The organism is Rhodoplanes sp. Z2-YC6860 (assembly GCF_001579845.1).
In the GTDB taxonomy this organism is placed as follows: domain Bacteria; phylum Pseudomonadota; class Alphaproteobacteria; order Rhizobiales; family Xanthobacteraceae; genus Z2-YC6860.
In genome coordinates, this window is the sequence record NZ_CP007440.1 from 3,346,004 (window position 1) to 3,362,701 (window position 16,698).

At 63.3% G+C, this 16,698-nt stretch carries 17 protein-coding genes and 1 riboswitch; of the genes, 9 read left to right on the plus strand and 8 right to left on the minus strand.

Features of this window, described 5'->3' with window-relative positions; genetic code table 11:
* Positions 1–356 precede the first annotated feature (356 nt).
* Complete coding sequence (locus RHPLAN_RS15450) at positions 357–869, plus strand: lipocalin-like domain-containing protein (protein WP_084244948.1); 513 nt, start codon at positions 357–359, stop codon at positions 867–869.
* A gap of 302 nt (positions 870–1,171) precedes the next feature.
* On the opposite strand, the gene RHPLAN_RS15455 is transcribed toward RHPLAN_RS15450, so the two are convergent.
* Complete coding sequence (locus RHPLAN_RS15455) at positions 1,172–1,945, minus strand: hypothetical protein (RefSeq protein WP_068019601.1); 774 nt, start codon at positions 1,943–1,945, stop codon at positions 1,172–1,174.
* A gap of 207 nt (positions 1,946–2,152) precedes the next feature.
* On the opposite strand from RHPLAN_RS15455, the gene RHPLAN_RS15460 reads away from it, so the two are divergent.
* Both RHPLAN_RS15460 and RHPLAN_RS15465 read left to right on the plus strand, forming a co-directional pair.
* Positions 2,153–3,259 carry an NADH:flavin oxidoreductase/NADH oxidase gene (locus tag RHPLAN_RS15460; protein ID WP_068031264.1) on the plus strand — a complete coding sequence of 369 codons (1,107 nt, stop codon included), beginning with the start codon at positions 2,153–2,155 and terminating at the stop codon, positions 3,257–3,259.
* A gap of 8 nt (positions 3,260–3,267) precedes the next feature.
* Positions 3,268–4,521, plus strand: coding sequence for a Zn-dependent hydrolase (locus RHPLAN_RS15465; protein ID WP_068031267.1), 1,254 nt, complete (start codon positions 3,268–3,270; stop codon positions 4,519–4,521).
* A 10-nt stretch (positions 4,522–4,531) separates the two neighbouring features.
* On the opposite strand, the gene dmeF is transcribed toward RHPLAN_RS15465, so the two are convergent.
* Together dmeF and RHPLAN_RS15475 are read right to left on the minus strand one after the other, a co-directional pair.
* The gene (gene dmeF, locus RHPLAN_RS15470) at positions 4,532–5,548 is read right to left on the minus strand and encodes a CDF family Co(II)/Ni(II) efflux transporter DmeF (RefSeq protein WP_068019602.1); all 1,017 of its coding nucleotides are present in this window, start codon (positions 5,546–5,548) and stop codon (positions 4,532–4,534) included.
* A gap of 22 nt (positions 5,549–5,570) precedes the next feature.
* The gene (locus RHPLAN_RS15475) at positions 5,571–6,215 is read right to left on the minus strand and encodes a DUF3750 domain-containing protein (protein WP_068019603.1); all 645 of its coding nucleotides are present in this window, start codon (positions 6,213–6,215) and stop codon (positions 5,571–5,573) included.
* Between the two features lie 230 nt (positions 6,216–6,445).
* On the opposite strand from RHPLAN_RS15475, the gene RHPLAN_RS15480 reads away from it, so the two are divergent.
* Together RHPLAN_RS15480 and RHPLAN_RS15485 are read left to right on the plus strand one after the other, a co-directional pair.
* Entirely contained in the window at positions 6,446–7,450 is a 1,005-nt protein-coding gene (locus RHPLAN_RS15480) for an asparaginase (protein WP_068019606.1), read from the plus strand.
* A gap of 154 nt (positions 7,451–7,604) precedes the next feature.
* Entirely contained in the window at positions 7,605–7,841 is a 237-nt protein-coding gene (locus RHPLAN_RS15485; RefSeq protein ID WP_157100285.1) for a hypothetical protein, read from the plus strand.
* A 79-nt stretch (positions 7,842–7,920) separates the two neighbouring features.
* On the opposite strand, the gene RHPLAN_RS15490 is transcribed toward RHPLAN_RS15485, so the two are convergent.
* Positions 7,921–8,490, minus strand: coding sequence for a thiamine pyrophosphate-dependent enzyme (locus RHPLAN_RS15490; RefSeq protein WP_068019608.1), 570 nt, complete (start codon positions 8,488–8,490; stop codon positions 7,921–7,923).
* Positions 8,487–9,026: a decarboxylase gene (locus RHPLAN_RS15495; RefSeq protein WP_068019609.1), complete on the minus strand. Its 540-nt coding sequence runs from the start codon at positions 9,024–9,026 to the stop codon at positions 8,487–8,489. Before RHPLAN_RS15495 ends, RHPLAN_RS15490 begins: the two co-directional genes overlap by 4 nt.
* Positions 9,027–9,359: 333 nt before the next feature.
* Here RHPLAN_RS15495 and RHPLAN_RS15500 point away from each other — a divergent pair, with 333 nt between their 5' ends.
* A complete protein-coding gene (locus RHPLAN_RS15500) occupies positions 9,360–10,460 on the plus strand; it encodes a DUF2336 domain-containing protein (protein ID WP_068019612.1) in 1,101 nt (366 codons plus the stop codon).
* 30 nt (positions 10,461–10,490) lie between these two features.
* On the opposite strand, the gene RHPLAN_RS15505 is transcribed toward RHPLAN_RS15500, so the two are convergent.
* From RHPLAN_RS15505 to RHPLAN_RS15515, 3 genes are all read right to left on the minus strand, one after another.
* The gene (locus tag RHPLAN_RS15505) at positions 10,491–10,817 is read right to left on the minus strand and encodes a hypothetical protein (RefSeq protein ID WP_068019614.1); all 327 of its coding nucleotides are present in this window, start codon (positions 10,815–10,817) and stop codon (positions 10,491–10,493) included.
* 158 nt (positions 10,818–10,975) lie between these two features.
* The gene (locus RHPLAN_RS15510) at positions 10,976–13,051 is read right to left on the minus strand and encodes a TonB-dependent receptor (RefSeq protein ID WP_237180148.1); all 2,076 of its coding nucleotides are present in this window, start codon (positions 13,049–13,051) and stop codon (positions 10,976–10,978) included.
* A gap of 429 nt (positions 13,052–13,480) precedes the next feature.
* Positions 13,481–13,684, minus strand: a riboswitch (cobalamin riboswitch).
* A gap of 69 nt (positions 13,685–13,753) precedes the next feature.
* A complete protein-coding gene (locus RHPLAN_RS15515; RefSeq protein WP_068031274.1) occupies positions 13,754–14,272 on the minus strand; it encodes a CreA family protein in 519 nt (172 codons plus the stop codon).
* 254 nt (positions 14,273–14,526) lie between these two features.
* On the opposite strand from RHPLAN_RS15515, the gene RHPLAN_RS39380 reads away from it, so the two are divergent.
* The 3 genes from RHPLAN_RS39380 (at position 14,527) to RHPLAN_RS15525 (ending at position 16,696) form a co-directional block, all read left to right on the plus strand.
* The gene (locus tag RHPLAN_RS39380) at positions 14,527–14,697 is read left to right on the plus strand and encodes a hypothetical protein (protein ID WP_157100286.1); all 171 of its coding nucleotides are present in this window, start codon (positions 14,527–14,529) and stop codon (positions 14,695–14,697) included.
* 147 nt (positions 14,698–14,844) lie between these two features.
* Positions 14,845–15,729: a LysR family transcriptional regulator gene (locus RHPLAN_RS15520; protein WP_442971831.1), complete on the plus strand. Its 885-nt coding sequence runs from the start codon at positions 14,845–14,847 to the stop codon at positions 15,727–15,729.
* 103 nt (positions 15,730–15,832) lie between these two features.
* Positions 15,833–16,696, plus strand: a complete 864-nt coding sequence (locus RHPLAN_RS15525) for a tripartite tricarboxylate transporter substrate binding protein (protein ID WP_237180149.1) — start codon at positions 15,833–15,835, stop codon at positions 16,694–16,696.
* The last annotated feature ends 2 nt before the right edge of the window (positions 16,697–16,698 follow it).

Here is a 16,698-nt window from a genome sequence, read left to right on the forward strand (position 1 = left end):
GTGCGTTTCGCAAGAAAGCGGCGCCTCCCACCTCTGTTATCGAAAGCAGACCAAACGGTTGCAAATGGACCTAAATCGACGTTCGTGACCTGTGGCGCCGCGAGCGACCTTCTGCTGACTGAGCGCAATCGGCAAACGGCGGCGCGCTTCTGTTCGTTCAATCGATTTGCTATCCTGAACTTGTAAATATTAGAAATTTTCTGTGAGCTGCCAACGGGTGACGCCGAAGCCCTTTTTTAAACGGCAGCGATGGTGCCATCGGTGGGCGCTTCACTCCCATTCCAGCTTCGCCTTGTAGTCCATGCTCACCTTGGCCCGAGAGTCTGGTGAGCGTTCAACCAATTTGGGAGATCACCATGAAACGAATTTGCAGCATGTTCGCCATCTCAGCATTTGCGCTTGCTTCACTGCCAAGTGGCGCCATCGGTCAGCAGAAAAGTCTGAAAGATCAGATCGTAGGATCATGGACTCTCGTCTCATGGGAGCAAACGTTGAAAGATGGCAGCAAGAACCACCGATTTGGAAGCAGCCCCAAAGGCATCAACACCTTTGATGCGGACGGGAACTTCTCGTTGATTATCATGCGACCGGATTTGCCGAAAATAGCTGCAGGTGACCCTGAGAAGCCGACAACCGACGAGGCACAGGCGATCACGAAGGGCGCGATTGCTTACTACGGCACCTACACGGTGAACGAGGCTGATAAAACGATAAACCTGAAGCTCACAGGAACCACATTGGTCAATCAGATGGGAATGGACCAGAAGCGCGTCGTTACATCGATAAGTGGCAACGAAATGAAATACCGTAATCCGACCTCGGTTACGAGCGGGGCCCAAATCGAGGTTGCGTGGAAACGCTCCAAGTGAACACGATACGAACGGTGTAGCGCTTCGCGCAGCCTCGCCTTGATTGCGGGCTTTACGTCGCAGGAGGCCGCTTCAAACGCGGCCTCCCATTTGTCTGCCGATGATGCGATCGAAATGACCGCTGCGGCATTTGGCTGGTCGCACCGTCCTTGCTGCTTAGCCTTGCGGTCGGGGCGATCGAGTGATGTCTGCTTATGGCACTTCGCTGACATCGCGAGGGCGCATGGCCAAGTCCGCTTTCGGGGTGAAGCGGTCCGAACCAACTGCCGCTTCGCGCGGGCATCAGAACGATGCTGCCAAAGCTACATCGCCGCCTTCATGAATTGGCGCGGCGGCAGGTCGACGGGCGGCCGGGGCGGCACGACGGTGTCGGAAAACCAGTTCAACATTCGCGAGGGCAGGCGCTCGAGTGTCGAGACCGTGCTCTTCACTTTCGCCACCACGCCATGCTCGCTCGGCTCGGCCGACGGATCGGTCTGCTGGACCGCAGCCTGAGTATGGATTTGGGGCTGCGCCTGAACGGGGCCCTGCGCGGCGATTGGCGGCAGCGGCGCGGTGGTCACCGCCTGATGCAACTGCAACGGCTCACTGGCCATCGCTCTTTCGGTCTGGCTCTTGTCGAGGCGCGGCCTCTCGGTTTGTGCCCTGTCGATCTGCGGCCATTGCGCCGGAAGCGCAGCGACCGTTGCGGGGCCGGCAGCGGCCTTGGCGAGCTTCCTCTCGGAGGCTTCGCCGGCGCGGGTGACCGCGGCAGCGAGCGCGCGCAATTCGGCGGCCTTGGCTTCACGCAAGGCTTGGATCGCGTCGCGCTCGGCGGTCTTCAGCTTGTCGGTCTCTTGAGCGACCGCCTGGTCGGCGCGCTGGTGAGCCTCGGTCGACTTCTTGAGGTAGTCGGCCAGCAACGCCTGCTGCTCTCGCATGATCTGCACCAGTTCGGCGTTGCTCTGGGGCTGCGGCGCGGGCGGCTTGAAGTAATTGTTGATCAGGTAGGCGCCGATGGCACTCGCGATGGTGGCTGGCAGCAATTCGCAAAACAGCTTGGCAGCGAACTGGGAGTGGAAGAATCTCCGCAGCATGAATAAATCCCCTCGGCTCGAAACCCCGTGCTCCTATGGAACAAAGGTTCGGGACGGCAACGGGGCGCAATGTGGGAGAATTTTCGGCAAGACACGTCCGAAACACTGTTGCGAGCCGCTTGGAGCCGCTCAGGACTGGTTCAGTGGCCTGCTTGCCGCTCTCTTTCCCGCCGCTATGATCGCGGTTTGTTCATCGAAGGGTCCTCCATGTCCTCTCTGTTTTCGTCTCTGAAGCTCGGTCCGGCCGAGCTGTCCAATCGCATTGTGGTCTCGCCGATGTGCCAGTACAGCGCCGATGACGGCAGCGTGACCGACTGGCACATGGCCCATCTGGGAATGCTGTCCAACTGCGGCGCCGGCCTCGTGATCGTCGAGGCCACCCATGTGGAGCGGGCCGGTCGTATTACCCACGGCTGTGTTGGGCTCTACAGCGACCACAACGAGGCGGCACTTCAGCGCGTCATCGAGCATTGCCGGCGTGCCGGGACCGCCAAATGGGGCATTCAGATCGCCCATGCCGGCCGTAAGGCCTCGTCGCAACGGCCCTGGGAAGGCGCCGGAGCCCTGAAGGCGGGCCAGGACCCCTGGGAGACCGTGGCGCCGTCGGCGCTGCCGTTCGGCCAGGGCTGGCACGTGCCGCGAGCGGCGACGCTCGAGGACATCGCCCATGTGCGCGGCGCCTTCGTCAACTCGGCCAAGCGCGCGGTCCGCATCGGCTTTGATGCCATCGAGCTGCACTACGCCCACGGCTATCTGGCTCATTCGTTCCTGTCGCCGGTCTCCAACCAGCGCACCGACCAGTACGGCGGGTCGTTGGAGAACCGCATGCGGCTCGGCCGCGAGATCGCGTGCGCGGTGCGCGAGGCGGTGCCGAAGAGCATTGCGCTCGGCGCCCGCATCACCGGTGCCGACTGGCGCGATGACGGGCTCACACCCGATGACGCCGTGGCCTATGCCAAGGCGCTCAAGACCGATGGGCTCGACTACATCGACGTCTCATCGGGCGGCGTCACCGCCGACACCCGCACGCCCACGACGCCCGGCTACAACGTGCCGATCGCCGAGCGGATCAGGAAAGAGGCCGGCATCACCACCCGCGTCGTCGGCATGATCACCGCGCCGGCGCAGGCCGAAAGCATCGTTGCCGAAGGCAAAGCCGACATGGTGGCGCTCGGCCGCGGCATGCTCGACGATCCGCGCTGGGGCTGGCATGCGGGCGCCGAGCTCGGCGCCGACGTGGTGCGGGCGCCGCAGTATCTGCGCGCCGGTCCCAAGATGTGGTCGCCGGCGCAGCGAGCCCGCGTGGCCTCCTGAGTATCTCCATGCGCAATCTCGCCATCGATGCCGAGCGGCTATGGGGCGAGATCATGGAGACCGCTGCCATCGGCGGCACGGCGAAGGGCGGCATCTGCCGCCTGACGCTGACCGACCTCGACCGCCAGGTGCGCGACTGGTTCAAGGCACGCGCCGAACAACTCGGCTGCACCATGACGGTCGATGACATGGGCGCAATGTTCGCCCGCCGCGCCGGCACCGCCGACGTGCCGCCGATCGCCATCGGCAGCCATCTCGACACGCAGCCGACAGGCGGCAAGTTCGATGGCGTGCTGGGCGTGCTCTCCGCGCTGGAAGCGTTGCGGACTCTGGTCGAGGCCGGTTACGAGACCTATGCGCCGATCGAGGTGGTGAACTGGACCAATGAGGAAGGCTCGCGTTTCGCGCCTGCCATGGTCGCCTCGGGCGTTTTTTCCAAGGCGCTCGCAAAGGACTTTGCGCAGTCGCAGAAGGACCGCGACGGCGTGACCTTTGCCGAGGCGCTCGACGCGATCGGCTATCGCGGAGCTGAATCCTGCGGCGAGCATGCGCTGTCGGCGTTCTTCGAGTTGCACATCGAGCAGGGTCCGCTCCTCGAAGCGGAGGGCAAAGACATCGGCATCGTCACCGGCGTGCAGGCGATGCGCTGGTACGAGGTGATACTCGCCGGTCAGGATGCCCACACCGGCGCGACGCCGATGCATCTGCGGAAGAATGCGCTCGTTGGCGCCGCGCGGATGATCGAAGCGGTGGACCGCATCGGCCAAAAGTATGCGCCCGGCGTTGCAACCGTGGGGCTGATCGAGAACCGGCCGAATTCGCGCAACGTCGTTCCAGGCGATGTGTTCTTCACCGTCGACCTGCGGCATCCCGACGATGACGCCGTCCAGGAGATGCAGGAGGAGTTCTACGACCATCTCCAGATCATCAGCGATGATCTCGGTCTTGATTGCGAGGGCAAGACGATCTGGGAGCAGCCGGTGGTCAGGTTCGATCCCGACTGTGTCGCTGCAGTCCGAAGTGCCGCCGAGCTTTCCGGATACAGCGCGCGCGAGATCGTCTCTGGCGCGGGGCACGATGCGGCCTACGTCTCACGCGTCGCACCGTCGGCGATGATCTTCGTGCCGTGCCGCGACGGCATCAGCCACAACGAGGCCGAGTTCTCGTCCAAGGAGCAGTGCGCCAAGGGCGCGCAGGTGCTGCTGCAGGCCGTGCTCGATTACGATCGCAAGCTTGCCGAGCGGAGCTTGAAAACGGGTTGATGCCAGCGGCTCAGGCGGCAAGGCCGGGTTCGCGCCCGTGATGCGGGCAGAGCTGCACTTCGACGGTGATGTGCGACAGGCTTGGCAACCCGTGCAGTCTCTCCTTGTAGTGCCGCGGCTCCCCCGGCTCGTCGCTGACGATCGTGACCACCACAGCCGTGTGGCCGGGACCCAGTCGCCAGAGATGCAGATCAGCGACGCGGTCGTCGCCGATCTCGAGCTTTTCGCGAATTTTCTGGGCGAGGCCCGGATCGGGCACAGCGTCGGTCAGCACCGCGCCTGAGGCGCGCATCAGATTGATCGACCATTGTCCAACCAGGATCGCGCCAGCGACTCCCATGATCGGATCGAGCCAGTTCAGCCCGTAGTAGCGGCCGGCGAGCAGCGCCGCGATCGCCAGCACGGACGTCGCCGCGTCGGCGAGCACGTGGAAATAGGCCGAGCTCAGATTGTGGTCGCGATGCAGATCGCCGTGATGATGATCGTGGTCATGGTCGTGATCATCGTGCTCGTCATGATCGTGGTCATGATCATGCGCGTGGCCGTGGCCATGCGAGTGGCCATGATCGTGATCGCCGCCGAGCAGCCAGGCGCTTGCGATATTGACCAGAAGACCGACCACGGCGATCGGAATCGCCTCGTCGAATCTGATCGCGACCGGGCTGTAGAGCCGCATCAGCGACTCATAGCCGACCGCCAGCGCGACGACGCCGAGGATCACGGCGCTGCCGAAGCTTGCGAGATCGCCGATCTTGCCGGTGCCGAAGCTGAAGCCCGGATCGCGAGCGTGGCGCCGCGCGTAGAGATAGGCCAGCGCCGCAATGGTCAGCGCGCCGGCGTGCGTCATCATATGCAGGCCGTCGGCGAGCAGCGCCATCGAGCCGAAGGCGACGCCCGCGACGATCTCCACCACCATCATTCCGGCGGTGAGCGCCACCACGAACCAGGTGCGGCGCTCGTTGCGGGCGTGATCGCGACCCAGATAGACGTGATCGTGGGTCCAGCGCTCCATCGAGTGTGAGTGCATTGTCGTGATCCGTGTTGGGCGCCTATCGTGCGCCTTGCGTTGCGGCCGTCGCGGTGGTCTGCGGCCAGCCGATCCGGCCGAACGCTGGAAGCTTGATACCTGGATCGCGCAAATCGAGACCCGCGACAAGGCCGAGTACGTTGAGTTCCACGCCTTCCACCCAGCCAATCTTGATGCCCAGAAGGCCCCACAGGCTCGCCTCGATGCCGGTCCGGCTGCCGGTCAAGCCGGCGTAAGGCCATGGCCGAAAGTCGCGCCCGATGGCGTTGGACGGCAACTGCGCCTCGGCCTCCGGGATGGTGCGCAGGATCGTGGCAATGAAGGTGTTGCTGTTGGGCCCCGGCCAGATACGGTAGTCGCCTTCGTGGGAATACTGATAGCCCCGGATCGCGGCGTCGACGCGCGGGATCAGCGCCTTCGCGCGGGGGCCGGAGATGTCAACCACCACCTGGCCGTATTCGCCGAACCACAGGTCCGGAGGCCACCAGTTCAGCCGCACGGGGCTGCCCCAACCGGCGACGTCATAGCGCCGCCAGGCGCGTTCGTTTTCACCCTTGACCACGACCCAGCTGTGGACCGCAACCACGCCCTTCCAGCCGCGGGTGCGGCCCGACATCACGAGGATCCGTGCGTCCGGGTGCTGCGCAGCCGGCGGCAGATGGCTCATCACCGTGCGGTCCCAATCGCTCCAACGGGTGGGCCCGCCGCGGTAAGCCAACACACCGGCGCCGACAAAGACGGGAAGTAGAAATATGATGAGGAAGGAGAGCATGAAGCGCTTGCGGCGGCGCCTCGGGGGCGGGGCTGCCGGTGAAGTGGCGTCCGTGGTCATGAGGATGCCAGTATAGATCGGTTCTCGACGCAATCGTGGCAAGGGGCGCCTCTGCGGCATTTGGGATGAATAACCCCGTCTTGGTCGAGGTGCTGCGTGGCGAGGCGGTCGAGAGCCGCCACGCTGGCGCGGTGGTGGCCGTCGATGCCGACGGCCGCAAGGTGCTCGCGCTGGGCGACGTCAAGCGCCGGGTATTTCCACGTTCCGCGATCAAGGCCATTCAGGCCCTGCCGTTGGTCGAGAGCGGCGCCGCCGACCGTTACGGCTTCGGTCCCGAGGAGTTGGCGCTGGCCTGCGCGTCGCATAGCGGCGAGCCTGGCCATGTGGCGGTGGTCGAGCGGATGCTGGCACGGCTTTCCCTCGATGAGGGCGCGCTGAAATGCGGCGTGCATTGGCCGATCCACCAGGCCTCGGCACAGGCTTTGGCGCATGCCGGCGGCATGGCCAGAGCGGTTCACAACAACTGTTCAGGAAAGCATGCGGGCTTTCTTTGCCTGGCCTGCTCGATCGACGCCGATCCCACACGTTATGTGCAGCCGTCGCATCCGGTGCAGCGGCTGGTGCGGGATACACTGGAGGTCTTGAGCGGTGCATCCCTGCCGCCAGAGGTCTGCGCGGTCGACGGCTGCTCGGTGCCAACCTGGGCGTTGCCGCTCGACGCGCTGGCGCTGACCTTCGCCCGTTTCGCAACCGGCGCACGGATGCTTCCGGAGCGGGCGCACGCCGCGGCGCGGCTGCGCGAGGCTTGCACCACCTGGCCTTGGCACGTCGCCGGCACGGGACGTTTTTGCACCGACGTGATGACGCTGTTCGGCGCTCGACTGTTTCTCAAGACCGGCGCCGAGGGCGTCTACTGCGCAGCGTTGCCGGAACTCGGTATCGGAATCGCGGTGAAAAGCGACGACGGCGCCGGACGAGCCGCCGAGGTGATGGTCGCGGCCGCTTTAGATCGTCTCCTCAACAACGATGTCGACAGCGCTGCCCTTGAACCGTTTGTGCGGCCAATAATCCGCAACTGGAACGGCATCGTGGTCGGCGGCATGCGGCCGACCGAGGCGTTCAAGCCCTGACCAAACCGAAGGCGTCGCACATCGTGTTTGCCGCATTGCCGCAAACGCGATGTGCGCATAGGCCATTGAATCCGAACGCAGATCGAGGTGGGAACGGACAACAGGGTATGTCGTTTTTTTAATGCGGCGGGAGGCGGGAACCAAGGAGGACGTCATGAGCGACTTCCATCACGATTCCAACGTTCCACGGAATGGCTTCGACGAACTGGGGGCCTACGAGAAGCGTATTCAATGGGCTGCAGCGGGCGTGCTGTTGTTGCTGTGCGCAGGCATTTTCGCTCTCGCGCTGCTCTCTGGCGGTGATACGCAAACTGCGATGAATTCGCCGACTGCCGAAACAACCGGGTCGGCCGCAAATCTGACGGCACCGCCCCCGCAGCTTCGAAAATAGGATTTTGCAATAAAAAACCCCGGCTTCCGGCCGGGGCTTTTTTGTCTCGGACGATCGGCGTGCGGATTAGGCGTACGGATTACTTGGCGCCGAGCGCGTCGCGAAACGCCTCGCGCACGTGAGCGCCATGCAGGCGGCTGTAATCGCGCTGCTGCTCGCCGCTCGACACGATCCTCAGACACGTGAAGACCGGCCCGGGGTCAGCCAGGATCGCACCGGCCTGCTGCTCAAACACCTTGAGGTCAGAGAACTCGTGAACGTTCTGATGCCCAGCCGAGCGGGCGATGCCCGCGAAGCTCACCGCGCCACGGCCCGGGATCGGATGACCGCCATTTGCTTCATAGGTGCCGTTTTCCATGACGAAGTGATAGAGATTCTTGGGAGCGGCTTCGGCCGACGTGACCAGCGTGCCGAGGTTCATCAGCAGACTGCCGTCGCCGTCGAGCACGATCACGCGGCGGTCCGGGCGGCCGAGTGCGACGCCGAGCGCATGCGACGATGCGAGCCCCATGGCTCCATGAAACGGATAGTTGAGCGGGCTCGGCCGGATGTCGATCCAGTCGAACGCAGTCGAATAGACCGGCAGCACGATGTCGGTTTCCGTGACGTGACGGGCGATCGCCTTGAGGCATTCCTTGCGATCCATCATGCGGGCCTCTGTCCAATCAGCATCACGGTCGGTTTGCTATCCTTGTAGGCGGCCTCGATGGCCGGTCGGATCTTCGCCACGTCCGACTGCTGTTCGATGTTGTGATAGCCGATGCCCATGGCATCGAGGATCGGCTCGACGATCCGCACGCCGTAGCGGTTCGACTGCCGCGGCATCACGCCGACCTCCTTTTCGAGGAGGCCGACCATCATGCAGATCGGAAGTCCATACTCGACCGCAACGCCGCGTATCGCATTGATGGAATCCAGGAGTCCGGTCTGTTGGATCAAAAGAAGCCCGCGCTTGCCGGCGAAGGCCAGGCCCGCGCAGATGGCGACGCCCTCGTCCTCCTTGCAGATGCGGACGAGCCGTGGGCCGGCGCCCCTGGCCAGCGGCCGCAGCAGGCCTTCGCTGGTGGTGATATCGGGCACCGAAATCACGAACTCGATGCCGCTTGAGTTGATTTCCTTGATGATGCTTTCGCCGGATAAACCGGTCACGGAGCGGCTTGCCGCCGCATTGGCCGTCGCTGGCATTCCCTATCCCCTGCAAGTCTTGTCCCAAATGCTAACACGAGACATTTGCCGCAGGCGAGGGGCCTGCCGGGCTGGCATGCAATGCCGACCGCTGAACCGGCATACGGAGGCCTTGCGAGATAGCAGTCGCAATCCGAACCGGACTTAGCCGAAGGTTAACCAGGTTGCCGAACCGCGCTTCGAGACAAATGGATGTTGGCATTTTCAGAGCTATGACAATTGCGGTCAAAGGCTTTGCACGCAGCACAACGAGAATCGAAGGAACGTCGGCACCGCACAGACAAAGGCTGCTTCATAAAGGGACGCGATCGAGAATCCATAGAGCGAGAATTCATGAGCGAGACGGCAGAAGAAATCTCCGGCGCTTTGACCCAGGTGCTCTGCAATCGCAGCGCCGGCGAACGCGGCCGCGTGGTGCGGCAGGTGGCCGATCTGTTTCTGACGCAGCACGGCAGCTATTCGGGCGAACAGGTCGATCTGTTCGACAGCGTGATCATGAAGATGGTCGGCCAGGTCGACGAGGCGGTCCGCGTCTATCTGTCCGAGAGGCTCGCACCGATCGGCAACGCGCCACGCGAGGTGATCATGACCCTTGCGGGAGACGCGGCGATCGCGGTCGCGGGGCCGGTTCTGACGCAATCGCTGGCGCTCGAAGAGGAGTTTCTCCTCGACAGCGCCCGGATGCGCAGCCAGCAGCACCTGATCGCGATCTCGTCACGCAAAATGATCGGGTCGCGCGTCACTGACGTGCTGATCGATCGCGGCGATGATCAGGTGGTGATGGCGTTGGCGCAGAACGGTGGAGCTGTGCTCTCCGAGCGCGGCTACACCGCGATGGTCGAGCGCGCGCACGACAACCGGCGGCTCGCGTCGGCGGTTTGGAGCCGGCCGGACATTCCGCGGCCGCATCTCGTAGCGCTGTTCGAGAAAGCCTCCGAAGCCGTGCGCCGCCAACTCGAAGCGGAGGGCGGAGCCAAGGCCGAGGAGGTCGCGGCAGCCATCGGTCTGGCGCGCCGACGGCTTAAGGAGGCCTCGCAAGAGAGATCGACGGCCTATGCCGAAGCACGCAAGCAGATCGCAACACTGAAGGAAACCGGCGGCCTGTCGGAGGCGCACATTCTCTCGTTTGCCCGGCAGGGTCAGTTTGAAGCGGTCGTAACCGCAGTGTCAGAGTTCGGGCAGATTCCGGCAATCGACACTGAACGCATGATCCTCGATCCGAACTGTGATCGCCTGTTCGTCGTTGCCAAAGCGATCGGACTGTCCTGGATCTGCGTGCGGCAGATCGTGCTGCTTAACGAAGCAGCACCGCGCGCGGGCGAGCATACCGGGCGGCTGCGTGCCAAGTATCAGGCCATCCCTCACGAGGTCGCAGCCAAGGGCCTTCGCTTTCACCAGTTGCGAGAGCGGGCCCGCCACGGCGCCATGCGCTGAGCATGGCACCGTAACGGAGCGGTGTGTCGCCTACCGCAGCCCGGCGCGCACGGCTCCTGCCGGGATGATGCGGCGCGAGGGCTTGCGCTCCACCACGACGGTGCGCGGCGCCGAGGCCGGGCCGGTGAAGGCTACGGTCTTGATGACATCCCTGCGCGGCGGCGCGAGCTTGAGCAGCTCGGCGCGGGCCTCCTCACGGGGAACCCCCATCAGCGAGGCCGCGATGTCGGCCTGTTCATCGATGTCGTCGGACAGTCCCTGAGCGGCGGTGATCGCCTCCTGAAGCGTCGGCGCATCAACGCGTACGCGGCGCGGACCGTACTTGGTTTTCCAGGTTTGCTGGTTGTTTTTGCTCATGAATCGTCGAATTCCCGGTTCAATTCCGGCCGGACAATGCCCTATTTTGTGCATTGCAGCAAGAGTTGCGTTTGCATGGGTGTCCAAGGGGCCCAACAGAGGTGGAAAACCGCCCGCGCGAGGCTCGCGCGGGCGTCCGAACCGGCGAGCCCTGGCAGCTACCACCTGAACGAGGTGGCAATCTCGTAGGTGCGCGGAGCGCCGAGATAGATCTGGTCCGGGTAGCCGGGATCGGAGAACGCGGCATAGGTCTTGTCGGTCACGTTGCGGACCCGAAAGCTGACACGCGCCTTATCGAGTTGCGGCAAGTCGAGATCACGGCCGGGAATGTCGATGTAGGCGAACAGGTCCGCGGTGGTATAGGGCTCCATCACGGTGGTATCGTCCTCGAAAAGGTAGCGTCGGCCGACGTGGCGCACCTGGGCACCGACCTCGACGGGCCAGCGCCACTTGTTCCAGCGATACGATCCGCCCGCGTTGATGATCAGCGGCGCGACATTCGACGGCGTGTTGCCGGTGAACACGTCGAAGTCCTTGTAGCGCGACTCGGTCACAGCGACATTGCCCCAGAATTTCCAGCCGTCGAACGGCCGCACGGCCGCCGCGAATTCGAGGCCGCGAGTGTTGACCTCGCCGGCGAGTGTGGTGATCGCGTTGGTGAGCGCCACATACACGTTGTGCCGCGTGATGTCGTAGGCCGAGAACGTCCACTCGGCCCGATTGTCCCAGAACAGGTGCTTGACGCCGGTCTCGTAAATGCGCGCTTCGGTCAGCTCAAGCGAGGTTCCCGGCCGGATGGAGAAGATGCCGGCCGCGGCGGGATCGTAGGCCGTTGCGGTCATCGCATAAAACATCAGGTTGCGGATCGGCTCGAAGGTCACGCCCGCGCGGTAGGAAACGGGATTCCACGCCTTCGTGAAGAAAGAGGCCGGCGGGGACGTGCCGTCGAAGTTGACGCGGTCGCTGCTGAGCGCGAAGTGCTCGTAGCGAAGACCGCCGATGAGCGACAGCCAATTCGTGAGCTTGAGCCGGTCCTCGACCGATACAGCGAGCGTATCGAGCCGCTTGCCAATCTTGTCCGGCTGGAGGTCACCGTAGGTGCCGCGGTCCGGGCTGAAGATGTCGACGGTGTCCTGCGGAAAGCCGCCGGCATGCTGGCTGAAGGTCAGCCAGTTGCGGCTCATCTGCAGCCCGAGCGCTGCGCGATTTTCCAGCCCGAACAGCCGCGTATCCCAGACCACGTCGGTGTTGTTGCCGACCAGGCGCTGGTCATGCCCGACGAAGAAACGGTCACGATCAATCGTGTTGGTTGTGCCGTTGAAGGCGTAGGTTTCGCTGTCGAGCCAGTGGCGTCTTGCTTGGTAGTAATAGCTCTGGTTCTTGACCGTCAGATCGGTGTACGGCGTCCACACGAAGCCGGAGCGCACCCAGAGCTCCTCGGCGGCGGTTGAATTGTCGAGGACGTTGTAGTTGGTTTTGAGTGTTCTTCTATCGATCGTCACCGGCGCGATCGTCGAGCCATCGAAGGTGCTGACTGCACTGCCTGACACGACGCCGCGAACAGCATTTGATCCAGCGGAAGACGTCGGTACCAAAGGCGTGCCCCAGTAGGCGCGGCCTTCATCCCTTTTGTACTCGATAGCAGCGAACATCTTGAACGAACTGTTTGCGCGATAGTCGAGCTGTGCCGCTATGTTGGTGAGATCGCGGTCGGAATCGTTGATGAAACCGTTGACGCGCGAACCGGCCACATCGAAGCGATAGTCGAGCCCTGGCAGGGCGGTGCTGCCGCCGGAGCCGTAATGCGTTCGTGTGGAGCCGAGCGAGTCGACCGACACGTCGAGTTCGCTCCGGATCGGGCCGCTGGTCGGCTGGCGGCTGACATAGTTGACCGATCCGCCGATCGCGTTGAGCCCGCTCATCAGCGCGGAAGGGCCTTTGAGGAATTCGATCTGCGATAGGTTCGCGGTGTCCATCGTGCGCGCCGAGATGCTCGCCGGGCCGGTCGAGATGCCGTTGTAGAGAACGTTCACCTCGCCGAAGCTGAAACCGCGCATCGAGAAGTTGGCGGGTGCACCGGCCACGTCGACAGCAAGTACGCCAGTGGCGGCGTTCGCAGCCTCGGCGGTGGTGCGAACGCCAAGCTCGCGCATGGCCTGCTGGTCGACCACCTCGACGCTGGCCGGCGACTGGCGCGGCGTAAGCCCGAGCCGGCTCGCGCTTTCTGCGACCATGTTGGTGTTGAGCGGGCTTCTGGCCGTTTCGCTTGGGCTCAGCGGGGGCATGGGGGCGGGCAGGGGATTGCGTCCGCGCTGCGCTGGCTCGGCACCCCGCCGGGCCGCTTTCTTCTTTTTGGTGGTCACCTGAATGCGCGGCAAATGCGTCCGCCGCGACTGCTCTGCGCTTTGTGCCAGAGCCGGACTTAAATCACTCTGCATCAGGAACAGGGATGGCCCGAACAGCACGATCGAGCCCGCACCAAGCAACCACGCGCGCGAACGCGCACGCAGGGAGCCAACAGATTTGGAAATCATAACGCCACAGTCCAACGGCGAACGCTTAACCGTCACCGCGACTGCTGACTTGTTCCTGCCTTCGCCCCTGAGGGGCAGGAAGCGTCAGTCGTTGTCGTCGCATCGGCACACCCCGGCCGACACGCTCGCGCGTGACCATTGCTGGTGGCAGATCTCCTGGCTCACGGGTCGCTGTTTTCGCCCGCCTTCCCAGGAATTCACATTCCCAGTGGCATGATCGGGCGGAAACTCGCCGCTTACAGTTGCGGGGGCAGCCGCGGCATTGTGTGCAAAGCGCACACGCACCGCGTTCCCTTTTGATCCCTTGCGGGAACCACCGGGAGCAAACCTCGCATCAGAACGCGGATCGCGTCAACCCGCTTTTGCTCGCCTGCGCTATTCGCCGCGCCAACTGTCGTGCCGTTATTGAGCGAAATCCGCACAGCGCTGGATCTGGTCGGCGTTGCCCCACGGCATGATCGGCACCGAGGAGGTCGAGTTCTTCGGCGAGCCCTCGATCACCCTGTCGGAATAGACCATGTAGACAAGCACGTTCCGCTTGGTGTCGCAGCCGCGCACGATCTGCATCTTCTTGAAAAACAGCGAGCGGCGTTTGCGGAACATGTCGTCGCCTTGCTCGAATTTCTCCTTGAAGCGGATCGGTCCGACCTGCCGGCAGGCGAGCGAGATGTCGGAGACCTCTTCGGCAAGTCCGACCCAGCCCTTGAAGCCGCCTTTCTCCGGCACGGTGAAATGGCAGGCGACGCCTTCAACCAAGGGATCGTCGAGTCCGTAGGTCGCAAGCTTGTCGTTGGGTGAAACCCATTTGAAGACCGTGGAGCGCTTGAAGATCAGGTCGGGCTCGTCGGCCGCGAAGGCCGCCGTGGCTGTACCTGCAAAAAGGCCCAACAGCAGCGTCAGCGATCGCAGCACAGCAGGCATCACGTGATCTCCGTCAACCGATTCGATGCGACGCGCCAAGTGGCGGCGCCTGGAAGCCGTTAGATGGCGAGGTCGGAGAAAAAAGCCAATGTCGCCCAATGTCAGGAAAGGCGCTGCAGGTGGGAATGCGCCTGCAACCTGATGCGGCGAATTACCAGTTTCAGGTTGTATTGCGGGGGAATAAGTTCCCAATGGCCACGACACCTCCGTTCAACCTAAGATGTTGTCGGGGACGCTAGTCTGGGGGTGTGGTGTTGAAAAAACCGGCGTGCGAAGACGCGGAATACATTGCAGAAATGTGCGGCGAACTCGCGAGGCTTGCCGAGCGAGGGGGATTTCAAGTCGGCGCGTATTTGCTGAGCATGGCTCAGCTCGAATTCCAAAAACACGCCGGGCAGGATTGTTCGGTCGATACGGCGAACTGACAGTTATCTTGAGCTGCCGTCCGTTCCGACACACTCAGGCTCGCGTGGAGCTTTGTTTGATGGCGGCCCGACATGACTGAGATCGAAACGCGGTTGTTTCGCTATTTCGTGGGGCTTGCCGAAGAGCAGCACTTCGGCCGCGCGGCGATGAATCTCGGAATCAGTGCGCCGACGCTCACGCAGCAGATCAAGAAGCTCGAGCAGCAGCTCGGCGCCAAGCTCGTACAGCGGCGCGGCAACACCCATGTCGAACTGACCGAAGCCGGCCTTCGCGTGCTGGACCGCGCCCGGAATGTCCTGCGCGAAGCCAAGGAGGCGGTGGCCGTCGCCCGCCAGGCAGCACGCGGCGAGGTCGGCCGCATCGAGGTCGGGTTCATGCCCTCGGTGGTCTGGTCCGGATTGGTGCAGAAATTCATCGGCGAATTCCAGCATGAGAATCCTGGAATCGAAATCTTTCTGCACATGATGAATGTCGAGGAGCAGCATACCGCGCTGGTTCAGGAAGAGCTCGATTGCGGGTTTGTCCGCAGCCCGCTGAAATTTCCACCACGAATTGCCGGGATCGATGTGTTCCGACAGCCGATGGTGCTGGCCATGCCGCAACAGCATCGTTTGGCGGCGCACGCATCCATCGACCCGGCGGAGCTGACGAATGAGATTTTTGTCAATCCGCCGACGGTGTTCGAGCTGGCATTCTGGGACGATACGAGGGCGATCGCAGCGCTTGGCAATTTTATCCCGAAAGTCGAAAAGCGCACTCACGACATGATCATGAGTCTCGCCTATGTGGCAGCGGGATACGGAATTGCGATCGTCGCGAAATCGTTCGAGAAGATCGGCATCCCGAACATCGTCTTCCGCGACTTTGTGCCGACCGCTGCACCGATCTCGACGGTGGCTTTCGCATATCGCCCGAACAACTCGTCACCGGCGGTGAAAATGCTCGTGTCTTTCATGCGCCGCTTCGCGCTTGAGAAATCGACGTCGTCGAAGGCGGCTGGTCTTCCGGAGGGGCGTCTCGGTGAGCTTTGACCGGCGGCGATTTTTGCACCTGTGCGTCGGAGCTGTCTCGTTCGCTTCTGCACCGCGCTCCGTCTTGGCAAACGTTTTCCCGAATCGGCCGGTTAAGATCATCGTGCCTTTCGCGCCGGGCGGGATCGGCGACATCCTGATGCGGCTGATTGGCGCCCGACTGCAAGAACGGCTGGCGCAACCCTTCATCGTCGAGAACCGGCCCGGCGCGGGCGGCAATCTCGGCGCCGAACTGGTCGCGAAATCGCCCGGCGACGGCTACACGCTGTTGTCCACGGGCACGCCCAACACCATCAACGCGTCCTACTACGATAAGCTCAATTTCGATTTCATCCGCGATCTTACGCCGGTCGCGGGCGTCACCCGCGGTCCGCTGTTCATGGTGGTCAATCCGTCGGTGCCGGCGCAGAGCGTTCCAGACTTCATCGCCTATGCCAAAGCAAACCCGGGCCAGATCGCGATGGCCTCGTCCGGCAATGGCACCGCGCCACACCTGTCCGGCGAACTGTTCAAGATGATGGCCGGCGTCGACATGGTGCATGTGCCCTATCGCAGTGAAGGGCCCGCGATCGCCGACGTCGTGAGCGGGCAGGTGCAGCTGATGTTCCCCAATCCGCCGGCCGCGATCGCGCACATCCACGCGGGAAGGTTGCGGGCCCTCGCGGTGACCAGCGCCGAGCCGGTTGCGGCGCTGCCCGGGGTGCCGGCGCTTGGCAGCTTCGTTCCGGGATACGAGGCGACGGCATGGCTTGGGCTTGGCGCGCCGCGCAGCACGCCGCCGGATGTCATCGACAAGCTCAACAGGGAAATCAACGCGATTCTGACCACGCCCGTGATGCAAGAGCGCATCGTGGCGTTGGGCAGCACGGCTTTTGTGGCAACGCCGGTTGAACTCGCCGCGTTCATCGAGGCGACAACCGGCACATGGGCGAAGGTCATCGCCTTCGCCGGGATCAAGGCGCAGTAGCT

Coding starts and splice junctions, on each gene's coding strand:
- RHPLAN_RS15450 (WP_084244948.1), top strand. CDS start 357: ATGAAACGAATTTGCAGCATGTTCGCCATCTCAGCATTTGCGCTTGCT.
- RHPLAN_RS15455 (WP_068019601.1), bottom strand. CDS start 1,945: ATGCTGCGGAGATTCTTCCACTCCCAGTTCGCTGCCAAGCTGTTTTGC.
- RHPLAN_RS15460 (WP_068031264.1), top strand. CDS start 2,153: ATGTCCTCTCTGTTTTCGTCTCTGAAGCTCGGTCCGGCCGAGCTGTCC.
- RHPLAN_RS15465 (WP_068031267.1), top strand. CDS start 3,268: ATGCGCAATCTCGCCATCGATGCCGAGCGGCTATGGGGCGAGATCATG.
- dmeF (WP_068019602.1), bottom strand. CDS start 5,548: ATGCACTCACACTCGATGGAGCGCTGGACCCACGATCACGTCTATCTG.
- RHPLAN_RS15475 (WP_068019603.1), bottom strand. CDS start 6,215: ATGAGCCATCTGCCGCCGGCTGCGCAGCACCCGGACGCACGGATCCTC.
- RHPLAN_RS15480 (WP_068019606.1), top strand. CDS start 6,446: ATGAATAACCCCGTCTTGGTCGAGGTGCTGCGTGGCGAGGCGGTCGAG.
- RHPLAN_RS15485 (WP_157100285.1), top strand. CDS start 7,605: ATGAGCGACTTCCATCACGATTCCAACGTTCCACGGAATGGCTTCGAC.
- RHPLAN_RS15490 (WP_068019608.1), bottom strand. CDS start 8,490: ATGATGGATCGCAAGGAATGCCTCAAGGCGATCGCCCGTCACGTCACG.
- RHPLAN_RS15495 (WP_068019609.1), bottom strand. CDS start 9,026: ATGCCAGCGACGGCCAATGCGGCGGCAAGCCGCTCCGTGACCGGTTTA.
- RHPLAN_RS15500 (WP_068019612.1), top strand. CDS start 9,360: ATGAGCGAGACGGCAGAAGAAATCTCCGGCGCTTTGACCCAGGTGCTC.
- RHPLAN_RS15505 (WP_068019614.1), bottom strand. CDS start 10,817: ATGAGCAAAAACAACCAGCAAACCTGGAAAACCAAGTACGGTCCGCGC.
- RHPLAN_RS15510 (WP_237180148.1), bottom strand. CDS start 13,051: ATGGTCGCAGAAAGCGCGAGCCGGCTCGGGCTTACGCCGCGCCAGTCG.
- RHPLAN_RS15515 (WP_068031274.1), bottom strand. CDS start 14,272: ATGCCTGCTGTGCTGCGATCGCTGACGCTGCTGTTGGGCCTTTTTGCA.
- RHPLAN_RS15520 (WP_442971831.1), top strand. CDS start 14,845: ATGAATCTCGGAATCAGTGCGCCGACGCTCACGCAGCAGATCAAGAAG.